This is a genomic window from Bacillus sp. SH5-2 (assembly GCF_008368905.1).
GTDB classification, from domain to species: Bacteria; Bacillota; Bacilli; order Bacillales; family Bacillaceae_G; genus Bacillus_A; species Bacillus_A luti.
The window spans coordinates 1-16181 of sequence record NZ_QOSD01000001.1 but is presented as its reverse complement, the minus strand read 5'-3'; the positions used below and the strand labels follow the sequence as shown (position 1 = coordinate 16181).

General features: G+C 35.2%; 18 protein-coding genes. All 18 read left to right on the top strand.

The features are described from left to right. Nucleotides 1-8 precede the first annotated feature (8 nt). The 18 genes from DN410_RS00095 (at nt 9) to DN410_RS00010 (ending at nt 15599) form a co-directional block, all read left to right on the top strand. Nucleotides 9-1409 carry a flagellar hook-associated protein 2 gene (locus DN410_RS00095; protein ID WP_149174840.1) on the top strand — a complete coding sequence of 467 codons (1401 nt, stop codon included), beginning with the start codon at nt 9-11 and terminating at the stop codon, nt 1407-1409. 23 nt (nt 1410-1432) lie between these two features. Next, nucleotides 1433-1801, top strand: coding sequence for a flagellar export chaperone FliS (locus tag DN410_RS00090; RefSeq protein WP_149174839.1), 369 nt, complete (start codon nt 1433-1435; stop codon nt 1799-1801). Further along, nucleotides 1791-2063, top strand: a complete 273-nt coding sequence (locus tag DN410_RS00085) for a hypothetical protein (RefSeq protein ID WP_001058067.1) — start codon at nt 1791-1793, stop codon at nt 2061-2063. Before DN410_RS00090 ends, DN410_RS00085 begins: the two co-directional genes overlap by 11 nt. 378 nt (nt 2064-2441) lie before the next feature. Beyond that, complete coding sequence (gene flgB, locus DN410_RS00080; RefSeq protein ID WP_149174838.1) at nt 2442-2849, top strand: flagellar basal body rod protein FlgB; 408 nt, start codon at nt 2442-2444, stop codon at nt 2847-2849. A 21-nt stretch (nt 2850-2870) separates the two neighbouring features. Beyond that, nucleotides 2871-3284, top strand: coding sequence for a flagellar basal body rod protein FlgC (flgC, locus tag DN410_RS00075; protein WP_071711296.1), 414 nt, complete (start codon nt 2871-2873; stop codon nt 3282-3284). Nucleotides 3285-3299: 15 nt separating this feature from the next. Continuing rightward, nucleotides 3300-3599, top strand: coding sequence for a flagellar hook-basal body complex protein FliE (gene fliE, locus DN410_RS00070; RefSeq protein WP_149174837.1), 300 nt, complete (start codon nt 3300-3302; stop codon nt 3597-3599). A gap of 22 nt (nt 3600-3621) precedes the next feature. Then, nucleotides 3622-5196 (top strand): flagellar basal-body MS-ring/collar protein FliF, encoded by a 1575-nt coding sequence (gene fliF, locus DN410_RS00065; protein WP_149174836.1) that lies wholly within the window; start codon nt 3622-3624, stop codon nt 5194-5196. A gap of 13 nt (nt 5197-5209) precedes the next feature. Beyond that, complete coding sequence (gene fliG / locus DN410_RS00060; protein WP_149174835.1) at nt 5210-6214, top strand: flagellar motor switch protein FliG; 1005 nt, start codon at nt 5210-5212, stop codon at nt 6212-6214. Continuing rightward, nucleotides 6201-6884, top strand: coding sequence for a FliH/SctL family protein (locus tag DN410_RS00055; protein WP_149174834.1), 684 nt, complete (start codon nt 6201-6203; stop codon nt 6882-6884). The genes fliG and DN410_RS00055 overlap by 14 nt, the downstream gene beginning before the upstream one ends. Then, nucleotides 6881-8185, top strand: coding sequence for a flagellar protein export ATPase FliI (gene fliI / locus DN410_RS00050; protein WP_149174833.1), 1305 nt, complete (start codon nt 6881-6883; stop codon nt 8183-8185). The genes DN410_RS00055 and fliI overlap by 4 nt, the downstream gene beginning before the upstream one ends. Before the next feature lie 114 nt (nt 8186-8299). Then, nucleotides 8300-8710 (top strand): cytoplasmic protein, encoded by a 411-nt coding sequence (locus tag DN410_RS00045; RefSeq protein ID WP_149174832.1) that lies wholly within the window; start codon nt 8300-8302, stop codon nt 8708-8710. 10 nt (nt 8711-8720) lie between these two features. Continuing rightward, a complete protein-coding gene (locus DN410_RS00040; protein WP_149174831.1) occupies nt 8721-9833 on the top strand; it encodes a flagellar hook-length control protein FliK in 1113 nt (370 codons plus the stop codon). Between the two features lie 3 nt (nt 9834-9836). After that, nucleotides 9837-10415: a flagellar hook assembly protein FlgD gene (locus DN410_RS00035; RefSeq protein WP_149174830.1), complete on the top strand. Its 579-nt coding sequence runs from the start codon at nt 9837-9839 to the stop codon at nt 10413-10415. A gap of 17 nt (nt 10416-10432) precedes the next feature. Next, nucleotides 10433-11656 (top strand): flagellar hook protein FlgE, encoded by a 1224-nt coding sequence (gene flgE, locus DN410_RS00030; protein WP_149174829.1) that lies wholly within the window; start codon nt 10433-10435, stop codon nt 11654-11656. 49 nt (nt 11657-11705) lie between these two features. Continuing rightward, entirely contained in the window at nt 11706-12041 is a 336-nt protein-coding gene (locus DN410_RS00025) for a DUF3964 family protein (RefSeq protein WP_149174828.1), read from the top strand. Nucleotides 12042-12333: 292 nt separating this feature from the next. Next, a complete protein-coding gene (locus DN410_RS00020; protein ID WP_149174827.1) occupies nt 12334-12819 on the top strand; it encodes a LysR family transcriptional regulator in 486 nt (161 codons plus the stop codon). Between the two features lie 125 nt (nt 12820-12944). After that, nucleotides 12945-13853, top strand: a complete 909-nt coding sequence (locus DN410_RS00015; RefSeq protein WP_149174826.1) for a chemotaxis protein — start codon at nt 12945-12947, stop codon at nt 13851-13853. Nucleotides 13854-14651: 798 nt separating this feature from the next. Continuing rightward, nucleotides 14652-15599, top strand: a complete 948-nt coding sequence (locus tag DN410_RS00010) for a DNA-binding domain-containing protein (RefSeq protein ID WP_149175048.1) — start codon at nt 14652-14654, stop codon at nt 15597-15599. Nucleotides 15600-16181: the final 582 nt, after the last annotated feature.

The window sequence follows — 16181 nt, the reverse complement described above, 5'->3', positions numbered from 1 at the left end:
TGAGAAATATGGCAGGCACGTTAACGGGTATTGGCGGTAGACAACAGATTTGGAACCTCGGTAATAATATGATCGATACTTCTAACTTCGTTGAATTAGAAATGAACGCGTTAGATATGAGAAAAACACCGTATACAAATGAAAAAAACCAACTTTCACAAGATAAACTATTATACACAAGTTTAAAATCAGAATTTAGTTCTTTCACACAAACCTTTAAAAACTTAGCGGCTTTTAAAGGGAATGAAAAAAAAGTAACGACATCACAAGATGGCTATATTAACGTAAAAGCAGATGGTGGAGCTATTGCAGGAACATTTAATGTGAAAATTAATCAACTGGCACAGCGTCATCAAATAGCTTCTAATGATATTACTAATATAAATGAGAAGCTTCCAAGAAATGAAACAATAAAACTAGGTGAAAAAGAACTAAAAGTAACAACTGATATGACATATAAAGATTTAATTAATAAAATTAATGATGGGGATTATGGCGTATCAGTATATACACTTGGTAGTAAAATGTTTATGTCCTCTACGAAAGAAGGGGCAACGAATAATATTAAATTAGAAGAAACACCACCTAATGTACTTACGGATTTGTTCTATTCGAAAGTGGAAGGCTCTACTACAGAAATGAAATTAAACACGATTAATAAAGCATTAGATGCAATATATAGTATCAATGGTATCGAAGAAAAAAGTGCTAGTAACACAATTGAAACACTTCCTGGTGTGAAGATTGAGCTTTTAAAAGTAACAGATCCAATAGTTGAAAATAAGCTTAGTGGTGAAACGGGTACAGATTCAAAAGCTACGGATCAAAAAGGTATAGATTTGAAGTTTACAGTGAGTGATTCAAACGTCACAGATGCAGCTAATTTAATTAAAAAGATGGTAGCTGATTACAATAAGGCTGTAGGTACAGTAGATATTTTTGATGGGAAAAATGGAGCTTTTCAAGGACAAGCAATTATGCAAAGTGTTCGCCAAATGATGAATAACGTCGTGACGTTTTCAAAGGATGGCAACTATTTGTTTACATACGGTATTCAATTAAAACAAGATGGAACAATGCAAGTAGACGATGAAAAATTGACAAAAGCGTTAAAAGATAATCCTGATGCAGCAAAACAGTTCTTCTTTAGTTCAAATGGGATAGGAAAGATGATGGAAGAACCACTTGAAAAGTTATTTGGTGATAAGGGTGTAGTTGGGGAACGTGTGAAAAACATCGATTCACGTGTAAGTGATTTAGATAAGAAGATTAAAGATATTGAATCGCAAAACTTGCAAAAGCAAGATGAAATTGTGAAGAAGTATCAAAAGTTAGAAAGTACATTAGCGGCGCTTGATAGCCAATTAAAAACAATTAAAGCAATGACAAAACAAAAAAGTGATGATTAATGAAAAGCTAAGGAAGTGATTGTATGCAAGCATGGCAACGTTATATGCAAAATGATATTATGACGAGTAATCCAATTAAAAATACAATTTTTATTTATGAAAGATGTATTGTAGAATTTCGTAATTTAGAAGAGCTTTTACATACTTTTAAACTACAAGAAGGTGATGTGCTTCTTGAAAAGTTAGAACGTATTTTTGAAGAATTAAAGTTGCAATTAAATCCTGAAATTACGAAAGATTTATATGATAGTCTATTTGGCTTATATGATTGGATTAGCATTCAAATTCAAACAATGAAAGTAACACGTGAAGCAAAAGATATCGATACGATCGTGAAAGTATTACAAGATTTAATAGATGGTTACCGCGGAGCACTCGAAAATGAACAATGATATTTATCGAGCATTTGTCGGCTGTTTTAATGAAATCGGTGAATTGCAAGTGTCAGATGAAGAGTTTGCTGAGAAGAGTGCAATGTTAAATCGCTGGATGATGACATTGGATGAAGAAACGCGAGCGCAAGTTGCAACGGAAGTAAGTCCATTCATTATTAAGGCAGCTCAGCACATTCGAGATAAGCAAAAGATTTTGGAAGAAATGATTATGACAAATGATGGGCGAATGAAAGCTAATTCATTTTACGGAAAATATTAAATATAAAGTATGGAAACGGGTTCCCTTCTTGAAAGGGAATCCATCCCTTTGTTTAGGAGTTCCGCTGATTGAGGTTTCTCTTCATGGCTGTAGTGAAAAAAATAGTAGTTCTCTATACAATATAAAAATGGATGTTAGTTTGTAGTACATATATCGAAATGCGACATGGATTACTACGTGTATACAGTTTTTTTCATTCTTTTTTATATTTTTGTATTTTTCTAAAGACAACAATGGAAAAATGGAATAAAATATGTAAGGGTACATAACAGTTAATATTTTAATAAATACATATAAGAAAATAAATAATGAAGTGAAACTTCTATTAGCGGATAATAATGTTCGAAATGGCCAAGTGGAAAAGAAGGGATGTTGAATATGCCAGATTTAGTGAGCGATGTAAGCCACTATATGAATTATTTAGTGACGAAACGAAATACTGTTTCTAGTAATATTGCAAATGCAAATACACCTGGCTATCAAGCGCAAGATGTAACATTTGCTGAACAGATGAATAAAAGTAGTGCATTATATAAAAGTAATCCTTCAGATTTAAATAGCAATCCAGATTTATATCAAACGAATGAAATGCACTTACCAACAGTAAATATGAAAAATACATATGCAAAGATTCAAACGAAATCAATGCAAATGAATAAAGATGGAAATAGCGTTGATGTATCGACAGAAATGCTAGATTTAATGAAAGCAAATCAATTATATGGTATTTCAATTAATGCAATTAATACGCAATATGCAATTAACCAGGCAGCGCGCGGACGTTAAGAATAGAGGGAGAGGCAACTTATGTTTCAGGCAATTAATGCAAGTGGTTCAGGACTTACTACAGCGCGAAAATGGATGGAAGTTACTTCTAATAATATCGTAAATGCAAATACAACTGCAGCACCAGGGGCAGATTTGTATGAGCGCCGCAGTGTAGTGCTAGAATCAAACAATAGTTTTGCAAATATGTTAAACAGTACTCCTGCAAATGGAGTGAAAATAAAAAGTATTGAAGCAGATAAAGCTGAAAATTTAGTGTATGATCCGACGCATCCGCATGCAAATGAAGAAGGATATGTACGTTATCCGAACATTGATGTGACGGCTGAAATGACGAATGTAATGATTGCTCAAAAAATGTATGAAGCAAATACAAGTGTATTAAATGCGAACAAAAAAATGCTCGATAAAGATTTAGAGATTGGCAGAGGATAAGGGAGAAGACGAGAAATGAAAATTCAACCATTGATACAGACACAGCCATTTGGAGCGATTCAGGCAATTGGCGCTTCTAAACCTTCGCAAACATCTGCAGCCCCGGGGAAAAAGTTTATTGATTTATTGGAAGATATGAATCAATCGCAAAACAATGCCCAAACAGCGGTATATGATTTATTAACAAAAGGGGTAGGAGAAACACATGACGTTTTAATTCAGCAAAAAAAAGCTGAATCACAAATGAAAACTGCAGCTCTTGTGCGTGATAATCTTATTGAAAACTATAAGTCGCTAATTAATATGCAAATTTAGGAAAGTGGACGGGTGTGTTTAAATGGAAAAGATAAGAAATGTTTTCCAATCGTTAAAAACGTGGCATAAATTAGTCATTGGTGCGGCGCTTTTAGCCATTGTAACAGGAGCACTTTTATACTTCACCTTGCCAGATAAATATGTTGTTGTATATCAAAATTTAAATGATGCAGACAAACAAGAGATTACAGCAGAATTATCGAAGCTAGGTGTTGATTATCAATTAGCAGCTGATGGTTCGATTCGTGTGCAAAAGAATGATGCTCCATGGGTTCGAAAAGAAATGAATGGAATGGGCTTACCGTTTAATTCGAAAAGCGGTGAGGAAATTTTATTAGAAAGCTCGCTCGGTTCAAGTGAGCAAGATAAAAAAATGAAGCAAATTGTCGGTACGAAAAAGCAATTGGAGCAAGATATTGTAAGGAATTTTGCAACAGTTGAAACGGCAAATGTGCAAATTACGTTACCTGAAAAAGAAACGATCTTTGATGAGGAAAAAGCGAAAGGAACAGCGGCAATTACTGTTGGTGTGAAACGTGGACAACTTTTAACAGCTGATCAAGTTGCGGGTATACAGCAAATGATTAGTGCGGCAGTTCCTGGTGTAAAACCGGAAGAAGTAAGTGTAATAGATAGTAAAAAAGGTGTAATCTCAAAAGGAGCGGATGCAGCGAATGCTAGCAGTTCTTCTTCTTATGAAAAAGAAGTTGAGATGCAACATCAAATTGAAGGTAAGTTAAAACAAGATATTGATGCAACGCTCATGACGATGTTTAAACCAAATGAATATAAAGTGAATACGAAAGTTACCGTAAATTATGATGAAGTAACACGTCAGTCAGAAAAATATGGTGATAAAGGTGTACTTCGTAGTAAACAAGAGCAAGAAGAAAGTTCTACTGCCCAAGAAGGTGCAGATGCGAAGCAAGGTGCTGGTATTACAGCGAACGGTGAAGTACCAAACTACGGTACGAACAATAATCAAAATGGTAAAATCGTCTACGATAATAAAAATGGTAACAAAATCGAAAACTATGAAATAGATAAAACAGTTGAAACGATTAAGAAACACCCAGAATTGACGAAAACAAATATTGTAGTATGGGTAGATAATGATACGTTAGTAAAACGAAGAATCGATATGACAACGTTTAAAGAAGCAATTGGAACAGCAGCAGGACTGCAAGCTGATCCGAACGGAAACTTTACAAATGGGCAAGTTAACGTTGTAACAGTTCAATTTGATCAACCAAAAGCAGAAGAGCCGAAAAAACAAAAAGAAAGTGGCTTGAACTGGTGGCTAATCGGTGGAATTACAGGTGGCTTGTTAGCGCTTGTTGGTCTAGTATGGTTCTTCCTAGCGAGACGTAAGAAAAAGAAAGAAGAAGAGGAATATGAAGAATACTTAGCAGAAGATGAAGTTGCGGCAAGTAGTGAAAGTATTATGGAAATTCCTGAAGAAAAAATAGAGCCTGAACCAAAACCTGAACTAGAAAAACCGAAAGAACCAACGTTAGATGAACAAGTGCAAGAAGCTACGAAGGAACATGTAGAAGGTACTGCAAAAGTTATTAAAAAATGGTTAAACGGACAGTAAGGGAGGAACAACGATGTTAGATGGAATCTCCTCCAAAGAAAAAGCTGCCATCCTCATTCGTACATTAGATGAAGAGGTGGCAGCACAAGTCATTGAATATATGACAGCTGAGGAAAAAGAAGTATTACTTCGTGAAATCGCGAAGTTTCGTGTATATAAACCGGAAACGTTAGAAAATGTACTAGGGGAGTTCTTATATGAACTAAATGTAAAAGAATTGAATCTAGTCACTCCAGATAAAGAATATATTCGTCGCATATTCAAAAATATGCCAGAAGACGAACTCGAAAAATTATTGGAAGACCTTTGGTATAACAAAGATAATCCATTTGAATTCTTAAATTCACTAACAGATTTAGAACCACTTCTTACAGTACTTAATGATGAATCACCGCAGACGATTGCGATTATTGCTTCTTATATTAAGCCGCAGCTTGCTTCTCAATTAATTGAGAGATTACCAGATTATAAACGAGTAGAAACAGTAATGGGTATTGCAAAGCTAGAACAAGTAGATGGCGAACTAATTAATCAAATTAGTGAATTATTAAAGGCAAAATTAAATAATATGGCATTTAGTGCGATTAATAAAACAGATGGTCTGAAAACAATTGTGAACATTTTAAATAACGTTTCACGAGGTGTTGAAAAAACAGTCTTTCAAAAGCTGGATGAGATGGACTATGAACTATCTGAAAAGATTAAAGAAAACATGTTTGTCTTTGAAGACTTACTCGGTCTTGAAGATCTTGCGCTTCGCCGTGTATTAGAGGAAATTACAGATAATGGGGTTATCGCAAAAGCACTTAAAATTGCAAAAGAAGAAATTAAAGAGAAACTATTTACATGTATGTCTATGAATCGTAAAGAGATGATTTTAGAAGAATTAGATGGTTTAGGACCACTTAAGATGACAGACGCTGAAAAAGCGCAGCAGACGATTACAGGTACAGTGAAAAAGTTAGAGAAAGAAGGAAGAATTATCATTCAAAGAGGTGAAGATGATGTCCTTATTTAAAAACAGAATTCCGAAGAATTCTGTTTCTTTTTCTGAAGAGACGTATGAATTGCAATTTCCAAAGCCCGCCCCAGTTCATATAGAAGAAGTGCAAGTTGATCATGCAGAACTTCGTGCGCAGCAAGATGCATTACATGTTGAAATGAGTCAACTAAGGAAAGAACAGCAAATGTTAGAACGAGAGCAACAGCAGTTGATGCAAGGAAAAGAAGAATTTCAAAAGCACATCCATGAGCAAATGGAACAGATGGAAGCAGCACGTATTCAGTTTCAAAAAGAACAACAAGAAATAGCGTATGAATGGACAGAATTACTATGGGATCAATCCTTCCAGTTAGCGGAAAAAATTGTGAATCAAGCGGTAGATTCACGATTACTAGATGTTTTACCAATTTTAACTGGTATCGTTCAAACATTGCCTACTTCATTTGAAAAATTAATCATTACAGTACATCCAGAAACGTTTGAACGTATTCAAGAAGAGAAAGAAAATACGAAAGAATATTGGCTTTTGCAATTAGTTGAATGGAAGTACGATTTCTCCTTACAATTTGGAGAATTTGTTCTGGAAGAAGAAAAGGAGTTTTTCGAATTTAAATTTGCACCTATATTTGCGAAACTTCGTCAGAAATGGGAAGAAGAGAAAGTATTTGAGGAGCAAAACGTATGAACAGGCTTTTAATGAATGAGAATGAGAAATGGAATACGTTCATTGAAACACCACTGTATACGAAAGTTGGTAAAGTTCATAGTGTACAAGAGCAGTTTTTCGTAGCGAAAGGGCCGAAAGCGAAAATTGGCGATGTTTGCCTCGTTGGAGAACATAACGTCTTATGTGAAGTAATTGCGATTGAAAAAGAAAATAATATGTTACTCCCCTTTGAACAGACGGAAAAAGTATGTTACGGAGATTCGGTCACATTAATAGCAGAAGATGTTGCTGTACCTCGTGGTAATCATTTGCTCGGAAAAGTGTTAAGCGCAAATGGTGAAGTGTTAAATGAAAACGCTGAAAACATACCACTCCAGAAAATAAAATTAGATGCCCCGCCTATACATGCATTTGAGCGTGAAGAAATTACTGATGTATTTGAGACGGGAATTAAATCGATAGATTCTATGTTAACAATTGGAATCGGTCAAAAAATTGGTATTTTCGCCGGATCTGGTGTAGGTAAATCTACTTTACTTGGAATGATTGCGAAAAACGCAAAAGCTGATATTAATGTTATTAGTTTAGTAGGAGAGCGTGGCCGAGAAGTAAAAGACTTTATCCGAAAAGAACTAGGCGAAGAAGGAATGAAAAAAAGTGTCGTAGTTGTAGCAACATCAGATGAAAGCCATCTCATGCAACTTCGCGCCGCTAAGCTTGCAACATCTATCGCTGAATATTTTCGCGACCAAGGCAATAACGTACTACTTATGATGGATTCTGTTACTCGTTTTGCTGATGCACGCCGAAGTGTTGATATTGCTGTTAAAGAGTTACCGATAGGTGGTAAAACGCTCTTGATGGAAAGTTATATGAAGAAACTGTTAGAACGATCTGGAAAAACACAAAAAGGATCAATAACAGGTATATATACAGTGCTTGTTGATGGGGACGACTTAAATGGGCCAGTACCAGATTTAGCGCGTGGTATTTTAGATGGGCATATCGTATTAAAGCGTGAGCTTGCAACACTTAGTCATTATCCAGCTATTTCTGTATTAGATTCAGTAAGTAGGATTATGGAAGAAATCGTATCACCGAATCATTGGCAATTTGCAAATGAAATGAGAAAAATCTTATCGATTTATAAGGAAAATGAATTGTACTTCAAATTAGGAACAATTCAAGAAAATGAAGAAAATGCTTATATTTTTGAATGCAAAAATAAAGTAGAAGGTATAAATACGTTTTTAAAACAAGGACGAGCGGATTGTTTTCATTTTGAAGATATTGTCCAAGCGATGCATCATATTGTATAAGACCTCGCGTTTTGGGGTCTTATTTTTGTTTTTTAATATTTCACAGATTTTTTTGTAAAAAAACTATATAATAGAAAAAGAGAGCGTTATAATAGGAAGGGGCTATGAAAATAGGTGGATAAGCAGCAGTACGACACGATAAAATTGCAGATGAATCAAGAAAAAGAACATATTTTAAAAGAAGTGTACGAACTAACAGCTGAAAAAAGAAAAATAGAACAAAAAAAAGAATATGATTTGTATGTTGTGAAATCGCGAAGTAAAGTCGTACAAACAAGGCGACGTATCATGGCTGGTATGCTGTCTTCACATACATTTTCGCCTGAGAGAATAGAAGAATGGAATCGAAAAATTAAAAAAACGGAAGATTTTATTCGAAAAAATGAAAGCCTTTTAGAAAAAATAAAAGAAAAAGAACGTGTTATTGATGAAATGTATCAAGAAGATTGTAAGAAACTTGCGAAAGCGCAAGAAAAGTTAGAAGAAAAGATGCTTCTTGATTTAAAAATGTGTATAAATAGATGAGGTGGAAGTTGTGTTACAGTTTGTATTACCGGTGAAACAAAGTTTACCTCCGCAAGAAGAAAAAGGTCTTGAAATACAGCCGAAACGTGAAGAGTCTACATTTGATCAAACGATGAGAAGTGAGAATAAAACAAGACCGAAAACGGAGAAAGTAAAGGAAGAGGAAGCGCCAGACGAAAAGAAAGAGTATCTTCTCGCAAAAAAGCCGGTGAAGAAGGAAGAGCCGCTTATAAAGAAAGAAGAGAAAAAAGAAACAGAACAAATACTGTTAGCTGTATCAGAGCAAATGGTTGCAATTGAGCAATTACGTGTGCAGCCAGAATTGTTATATCAATACATACAAAAAATACAAGAGTTATATAAAGAATACGGAAATATAAAGCTTAACGAATTACCAGCAGCTGAATTACAACAATTACAAGAGCTTCTTTCAAATATGAATATTAAAAATGCTATATGTTTAGAAGATACAATTCAAATGGCATTAGATAAAGTCACGATGCCGGAGCAAACGATGCAAGTATTGAAAGTTGTAGAATCAGAATCTTGTAATATCGCAAAGAAACAAGAAGAGTTTAAAGGCTTAGATGCAGATCTTCCGGAATCAGAGAGCGATAATGTAAAGATAGAGTTGCCAGAAGTTGACGCGTTAAACGATTCGAGTAAGGTTGGTGCTGAGTTATTAAATAAAGCGACGAGTACGGATCAAATAGGAAAAGCAAATGGCGGTGCCGAGAAAGTTTCATTACCTGACTTAGGAAAGAAAATGGAAGCCCAAGTAGAAGCATTGCAAAAATTTGTAGTGAAACAAGAACGTGTTCTATTTCAGTTAAACCCAGAGAAACTAGGGACATTAACTGTATTTATGAAAAAGCATGGCGATCAAATTGATGTTCATGTCGAAATGGAAAAACACGATGCGAAAAAACGTGTTGAAATCATATTTGATGAATTGAGACTAAAGTTGAAAGAAAAAGAAATTAATATTCAAATTAGTTATTCAGATAAAGATGAAAACCGTAAAGAACAGCGAGAACAAGAGCAAAGGCAAAAACAGAAGTTAGCAAGTACGAAACAGGAGAATCAACAATCAAAAGAATTTGCGGGATTATTGGAGGAATAAAGCGTGCCAACAGTTGGATTAAATACAACGAGTACAAATCATATTCCGTTACAAGCAGGAGCGCAAAGAAGTAATGTCCCTGTAAACGGTGTACAATCGCCAGTAGGGCAAACAAATGGAGTATCAGCAAGTGAACAAAAAACACCTGGTGTAATGGAAAAAGATGATTTTCTAAAATTGTTTTTAGCGAGTTTCCAGCACCAAGATCCATTCAATGCAATGGATATGAATCAAATGATGAATCAGACAGCGCAGTTATCTCTTATGGAACAAGTGCAAAATATGACAAAGGCAGTTGACTCTTTAAGAACGACGATGTATTCGACAGCGCTTGATGGCGGAATGAAGTTTTTAGGGAAGTACGTAAGAGGTGTTGACGGTGACGGTAATAAAGTAACTGGTCAAGTAGAGACAGTTCGCCTTGCAGAAAATAACGAAGTACAGCTCGTTATTGATAATAAAGTGGTATCACTTCGCTTCGTTGAAAGAGTATCTGATAAACCAATTGGAGAAACCAATCCAGAAGATGTAAAGAAAGACGATCAAAAAGTAACTGAAGAAGTAAAAACAACAAATTCATAAGGGAGTGTCCATACAGTATGATTAAAGCGTTATATACAAGTATTTCAGGAATGAATGCAACACAAAATGCATTAAGTGTAACTTCAAATAATATTGCTAATGCACAAACAGTTGGTTATAAAAAACAAAAAGCAATGTTTGATGATTTACTGTACAACAATTCAGTCGGTGCAAAAGGTGATGAAAGATACGCAGGAACGAACCCAAAAAGTATCGGTAACGGTGTGAAAATGAGCGGAACAGTTACGGATTACAGCGATGGTACAATTACGTTAACTGGTGGTAAAACACAAGTAGCAATGGAAGGCAATGGCTTCTTCGTTGTAGGTGATTCAAAAGCTGGGAATATGGAATTTACACGTAAAGGGACATTTACAATATCTTCAGATTACTATATTACGAATACAGAAGGTCAATATGTATTCGCTTATCCAGCTGATCCTTCAACTGGTAATGTTGATTTATCTGGTATTCCGGGACCATTGCAAATTCCAATGGGATCAGCAATCGGTGGTATTCGAACGTCAAAAGGAATCGTTGGAGGAAACATTCCAGCTGATGCAAAACATATTACGCAAGAATTACCTGTATACGATGATGCCGGTAATACATGGACAATGCGCATGGAGTTTACACAAGATGGTGAACATAATTATAAATATACAGTAAAGATGCGTAATGACTCGAAAAAAGAAACAGAGTTTCATGAGGTCCAAGGAGCAGCTGGTAATGTGAAATTCGATGCGGTAGGAAAGCCAGATCCGATCAATCCTGAAGCGAATATTCCATTTAATGGTGGAACAGTTAAAATAGATCTTAGCAAATTAACAAACCATCCGACAGAGAAAACAATAGCAGTAACAAACGTAGACGGTAGACCAGCGGCAACTGTTAAAGATTGCTTTATGGCTGACGGTGGATATGTGATGGTAAAGTACTCTGATGGAAGTATAAAAGCAGCAGGTCAATTAGCTGTTGGGATGTTCCCGAACGAAGGTGGCTTAATGAAAACGGGTAATGGTAACTTTACAGCGACGAATACAACTGGTATTTTAGCACTTGGTGTATCTGGTCAAAATGGTGCAGGAAAAGTACGTGGTGGTGCGCAAGAAGGTGCAAACGTAGATTTATCTGTAGAATTCGTAGATTTAATGCTATACCAACGTGGCTTCCAAGGAAATGCGAAAGTAATTAAAATTTCAGATGAAGTATTAAATGAAGTTGTAAACTTAATTCGATAATAAATCATAAAGAAAATTTGTAATGAAGTAGAAAGGATTTTTTATTCGTATGACAAGACAAGAGCGAATTTTACAATTGCCTTTTTTCGAAAACAAACGTGAGCTTGCTGAGCAAGTGTTGAAAATGGAACGAGAAGAGCATGTATATTTACCAGATCAATTTGAAATTAAGCAAGTGCCTCCGTATTCATTTGGTGAAAAACAAGCAACGATTGGCCGTATTCACGAATCGTATTTCGTAAGTGTTGGTAGCGCTGGCGTTTGGAAGTATCAACTGTTTAAAGATGAGATGAAGTGTCGTGAGTTTTTTGTTACGTTATCAGGGATAACGGATCAGCAAATTGCGTTTTGGTTCAATAACATCGAGTTACTGAAAAGTTCTTAAAAGATCTTAAAAGCCCTTAAAAGATTTTAAAAGCACTTTTTTAGGTTTTGAGAGATGGGCTAGCGGTGTTTTGGAGCGGTTAGTGCTTAAGAGAGGCTCGGACGATGTGTGAGGACAGAGATATGGAGAGTTACTAAGGTAGTTGAAGAGGTTGGAAGCTAAGTATTGGTTGCTGCTTCTTCTTAGCTCTTTGACGATAGGATGTATCCAAGTCTAGAAACGGTGATATAAAATAGGTTAATGTAAGGTTGTAAAATTAGACTGAATTTCTATAAAAGGAGAGGTGAGGAGGATGGCGCAGAATAAGTATCGCGTTACATTCATTTCGCCAGGTGAGATTGAGCAGCGTACTGTAATGGCGGCGAGTAGTTTGCCAGATTTAATTCGTAAAGTAGAGAGTATTATTGCAGATTCAAATGGTTATTTTGTGAATGATAAAAAAAATAATTGCTACTTTAAAGTAATTAAAGAAAATGTTACATTTATTCAATATGAGTTATTATTCTCGGATAAGGAAATTCATATTGAAAAATTAAAACATATAGCGCCGGTAGTATTGAAAAGGTTATTTGAAAACATAAATGATCCGGAACTATATGCACTTGCTCTACTTGATGTTGATATAGCAACGAAAGAATACGTGCTAGCAGAAATGGATACAGCGTTAAGAGTAAGGGTAGAAACGGAGCTTTCGAAAAAGTGGGAAGCAATGCCGACAGAAATTGTAGGAGCGCAAGAAGTGTTATTAGAGGCACTTGCATCGCTTATACAAGAATAAGTGTAATTAATAAATGAATGAATCGTTCGACTATCTATATTGTAAATATAGGTGGTTGACTTTTCTGTTTTAATAAAGCTTAATAATTAGATATACGGAATTAATGGAAGGGGAGCGACACCTTTATGTCACAAGCACAAAGTATTTTATTAGAAAGCGGAACAAATGAATTAGAGATTGTTACATATACTGTTGGTGAAAACCTATTTAGTATTAATGTAATGAAAGTACGTGAGATCATTAATCCATTCCCTGTTACAACTGTGCCAGAATCTCATCATGCAGTTGAAGGTGTTGTTCAAGTACGCGGTGAAATTTTACCTGTTATTAACTTAGCGACAGCTCTTAACTTGAAATCGACAAAGCCACTGGATCAAACGAAATTTATCATTTCAGAATTAAACCAAATGAAAGTAATTTTCCGCGTTGATGAAGTGCATCGTATTCAACGTATTTCATGGGAACAAATTGATGAACCAGCTTCATTATCTATGGGACTAGAAGAAACGACATCTGGTATTGTAAAATTAGATGGGAAAATTATTTTACTATTAGATTATGAAAAAATTGTTTGTGAAATTAGTGACAGTGGTTATGAAAAGAAATCATTATCTGGTTTAGAGCACAAAACAGATCGTGCTGAAAAGATAATTTATATTGCGGAAGATTCTGCAATGCTTCGTCAAATACTAGAAGAAACATTATCGTCAGCTGGATATACAAAAATGAACTTCTTCAGTAATGGTGCAGAAGCGTTAGCACATATTGAAAAACTAGCAAAAGAGCAAGGTGAAAAAATGTTTGAACATATTCACTTGCTAATTACTGATATTGAAATGCCAAAAATGGACGGACATCATTTAACGAAAGTGATTAAGGATCATGAAGTGATGAATCGTTTACCGGTTGTTATTTTCTCTTCATTAATTACAAATGAATTATTCCATAAAGGTGAAGCAGTAGGGGCAAATGCGCAAGTAAGTAAGCCGGATATTCAAGAGCTAATTGGTTTAGTAGATAAGTTAGTGTTGTAAAAGCTTTTATTTAGCTGGAATAGAGGAACTAGCCATGTGTGGCGGCGGTTAGTGCTGAATAGAGCCCCATGCGATGTTAAGACCAGAGATCCGGAGTGGTTTTAGGTAAGTAGAAGGAGCGAGGCCTCGAGAGAGTTTTTAAAGAGTCAGTATTCATCTTCATTTTAATTATTAGGAATAGAGGAACTAGCCGTGTGTGGAAGCGGTCAGTGCCTAATAGAGGTCCAAATGATGTGAGACCAGAGATATGAAGTAGTTCTTAGGTAAGTAGAAGAAGTGAGCCATTGAGAGAATGTTTGAAGAACCGGTGTACACCTCTATTCTGTAAGTGGAGAAGGAACTAGCCATGTGAGTTTTGGTTAGTTCCTTTTTAGTATTTTATAGGCTACATAGGCAGGGAAGTGAAACATTTTGAGAGTGTTTGTGCTTGTATGTAGTATTGTACATTTTTGATTGGTTTCATCAATAAGTGGTATGCTTTTTGTTTAAAAAGCTAAGAGAATGTAGCTTTGGATTATGGTAGTGAGATTTCGTGGTAACGCAAATGTTTTCGGTGAAAATATATTCAGAATACCATATAATATAATTATGTGGATTATTTTTGAAATAGGATTATACATATATTATTTCAAAAAATTTAGTTTTTCTATTTTATATTTTCTATACATTTTTGTATGTTAATTATTTGACAGATAATTTCGAAATGTTATAATATGGATATGTAAAAATTGCTATTTTCTTGAAAGACATGGGAGTCGGATGAGAATTGTGAAAGGATGAGGGGAAGTGGCACAGAGTATGTATCACCACACAGCAATCAATGTATTAGGTCTTTTACAAAACATGTCAAATAATGAAATGAACGATATGAAATTAGAAACGGAATTTAAAAAAATAGAGAAACAATTCCGAGTAAAATATGAAGAACTAGTTGATTTATATAATAGAATGGTATTATTTCAAATAGATATAGAAAAAAATGGCGGAATGCGCGCCTATGAAAAATCAGCGGTTACGTGGCTGAAGTCTGAACTAGAGTTACTGTATGAAGTGTATCAATTTAGTCAACGTCACGGTTTAAACATCGCGAATATTTCAAAATATGTTAGTAAAAACGAACTGAATATATTTCCAAAAACAGAAAGCCAATTGCAAAATACGTACTATAAATTAAAAAAGCAGGAAATACCGTTTGAAAATATTGAAAAACAAAAACCGGGGCGAAAACGAAAATATACACCTATAAAAAAAGTAATGGCTGAAACGATAATAGCGAATAAGGAAGAAGTAAAAGAAGTCGCTATAGTGGAAGAGGATGAAAAAAGCCTTGTAACAGTTCTATCTGGAATCGTTGATAATTTTGACACAATTCGTAACAATAGTGAAAAGAAAGAACATGAACTGTATCAGTTTATGGAAGGTATATATAAGCTTTCTAGCATGGCTGCAGAGCGTTCGAAAGACGAGAAGGATGCACGTAGTATAGAAAGTGAATTGCAGTTGCTACAAGCAGAAAATGCGAGGTTACAACGAGAGAAAGAAGAACTTGTACAAGATGTTAAAGATATGACGTGTCATGTAATTAACTTCATTACGAGTTCCGACATCGATCAAATTCGTCAACTACCGAAATTTGTGAAAGACTGCAAAATAGAATTACATAAAATAGGATTATACAACGCACAAGACGGAAACATGAAAATAATGGTCGACCGCAGAGGACAAGTTATGACGGTAACGCCATAAAGTATTGGGTACAAAATAAAAGGGAGATACATAGGGTCTATGCATTTCCCTTTTATTTTTTTGTGGGATTTGGTTTACTTGTGAAACTATACTAAGTGCAAATTCCTCTTTACGCATCAGCATTATTACGAATCGTCACATGCATACGCCACTTGTTCTCAAACACCAACTGTCTAGCTATTCATAATCGAAAAATTCGTATCAATACGCGTTTCTTATAAGTTCACATATGGTCTTAAATCTATTAAATGGCTATGAAAAGAAAGGGGATTTATTCTTATTTTCTGTTTGTGTTTTAACATGAGAGGGGATTGAAATAGGCACCGACCGCATTTAAATACGGCTAGGGCTTCTCTCCAAGCTAAAAAGAAAACTTTTAATCTATCTATATGAACACTCCCCCACTTAGCGAAGCTTGAAGTGGGGGTTTCTAACGTTTCGACCTAACGGACGATTAACGTCAGGGGAGTTAACACATTAGCGAGCTGTTTCACGCCTAACCCCTCTATCCCATTTGTCCATGCATTTGGGATTACTTTTCGTAAAATGTTAGCCGCAGCATTTACATCTGCATTAATTAAA

Coding starts and splice junctions, on each gene's coding strand:
- DN410_RS00095 (WP_149174840.1), top strand. CDS start 9: ATGGCAGGCACGTTAACGGGTATTGGCGGTAGACAACAGATTTGGAAC.
- flgE (WP_149174829.1), top strand. CDS start 10,433: ATGATTAAAGCGTTATATACAAGTATTTCAGGAATGAATGCAACACAA.
- DN410_RS00090 (WP_149174839.1), top strand. CDS start 1,433: ATGCAAGCATGGCAACGTTATATGCAAAATGATATTATGACGAGTAAT.
- DN410_RS00020 (WP_149174827.1), top strand. CDS start 12,334: ATGGCGCAGAATAAGTATCGCGTTACATTCATTTCGCCAGGTGAGATT.
- flgC (WP_071711296.1), top strand. CDS start 2,871: ATGTTTCAGGCAATTAATGCAAGTGGTTCAGGACTTACTACAGCGCGA.
- DN410_RS00085 (WP_001058067.1), top strand. CDS start 1,791: ATGAACAATGATATTTATCGAGCATTTGTCGGCTGTTTTAATGAAATC.
- fliF (WP_149174836.1), top strand. CDS start 3,622: ATGGAAAAGATAAGAAATGTTTTCCAATCGTTAAAAACGTGGCATAAA.
- fliE (WP_149174837.1), top strand. CDS start 3,300: ATGAAAATTCAACCATTGATACAGACACAGCCATTTGGAGCGATTCAG.
- DN410_RS00055 (WP_149174834.1), top strand. CDS start 6,201: ATGTCCTTATTTAAAAACAGAATTCCGAAGAATTCTGTTTCTTTTTCT.
- fliI (WP_149174833.1), top strand. CDS start 6,881: ATGAACAGGCTTTTAATGAATGAGAATGAGAAATGGAATACGTTCATT.
- fliG (WP_149174835.1), top strand. CDS start 5,210: ATGTTAGATGGAATCTCCTCCAAAGAAAAAGCTGCCATCCTCATTCGT.
- flgB (WP_149174838.1), top strand. CDS start 2,442: ATGCCAGATTTAGTGAGCGATGTAAGCCACTATATGAATTATTTAGTG.
- DN410_RS00025 (WP_149174828.1), top strand. CDS start 11,706: ATGACAAGACAAGAGCGAATTTTACAATTGCCTTTTTTCGAAAACAAA.
- DN410_RS00010 (WP_149175048.1), top strand. CDS start 14,652: ATGTATCACCACACAGCAATCAATGTATTAGGTCTTTTACAAAACATG.
- DN410_RS00015 (WP_149174826.1), top strand. CDS start 12,945: ATGTCACAAGCACAAAGTATTTTATTAGAAAGCGGAACAAATGAATTA.